Raw genomic sequence first — 1,074 nt, 5'->3', positions numbered from 1 at the left:
CTCGTCGATGCGCAGCAGCGCCGGGTCGAAGGCATCCTGCAGAGCCGGGCGGTTGTAGTGCGCCGCCGCCGGCGCGGCGGCGGCCAGCGCCGCAGCGATGGCGAGGGCGCGTATCGTCACCGCGTCCCGCCGATGAGGTAGGCATTGGCCGCCACCATGATCCACATGATGTCGACGAAGTGCCAGTAGAGGCTCGCGCCGCGGAAAAACGTGGCTCTGCCCTGCGTCATGAGGCCGCTCGCCAGCACGCCGAAGAGCGGCAGTTGGATGGCCAGTCCCACGACCACGTGCGAGGTGTGAACGCCCGTCAACCCGTAAAAGGTGGTCGCGTAGATGTTGGCGCCGAGGCGAAAGCCGCCGGCGGCCAAGTGGCTCCACTCATTGAGATGCAGGACGACGAACAACAGGCCCAGGGCGAAAGTCGCCACCAGCCAGAACTGCGAGGCGGCGCGATTGCCGCGCTCGAAGGCGCGCCCGGCCAGCACGATGGTCGCGCTCGAGGCCCAGAGGATCACCGTGAGCCAGAGCGCGAGCTTCAGATCCAGGTTCGCCGGGATAAAGCTCGCCCATTGCTCGGCGTGGTCGATGCGTCCGAGCCAGAACGCCGCGAACATGGTGCCGAAAATGATCACCTCCGAGACGATGAAGGCGGCGACGGCGACCGGGCCCAGGCCCGCTTCGGTCCCGCGGGTGAAGAACTCCCGCGCCCAGCCGGAAAGCCCCACGGCGAGCAGCGCGAGCATCGCACCTCCCAGGACGACACCCAGCAAGGGCATGCGCCATGGGAAGTAGGCGAGCAGGGCCAGGGCGGACAGCAGCACGCCCATGCCCGTCAGCAGTGGCCACGGGCTTGTTTCGTGCTCCGGGTGATGAGTCACCGCTTGCGTCATACGTTACCTCCTTCGTGTAACACCGGCCAAGAAACCAATTGATGTAGAGTCCGCGCGCACGCACCAGCTAGTCGCCCTTCTCGGCATGCGCAGGCAGTGCCGCCAGCACCACCGGCGCTAACAAAACAAAGGGTGTTTTCATGGTCCTTCCCCTTCTAACAGTTGTGGTTGATTAACGATGCCA

1 protein-coding gene is annotated in these 1,074 nt (G+C 65.6%); it reads right to left on the bottom strand.

Annotated elements, in window-relative coordinates:
- Positions 1-116: 116 nt before the first annotated feature.
- The gene (locus Q8Q85_10200; GenBank protein MDP3774624.1) at positions 117-890 is read right to left on the bottom strand and encodes a heme-copper oxidase subunit III; all 774 of its coding nucleotides are present in this window, start codon (positions 888-890) and stop codon (positions 117-119) included.
- Positions 891-1,074 lie beyond the last annotated feature (184 nt).

The organism is Gemmatimonadales bacterium (assembly GCA_030697825.1).
Lineage (GTDB): Bacteria > Gemmatimonadota > Gemmatimonadetes > Gemmatimonadales > JACORV01 > JACORV01.
This window is presented reverse-complemented; position numbering and strand designations above follow the sequence as displayed.

Coding starts and splice junctions, on each gene's coding strand:
- Q8Q85_10200 (MDP3774624.1), bottom strand. CDS start 890: ATGACGCAAGCGGTGACTCATCACCCGGAGCACGAAACAAGCCCGTGG.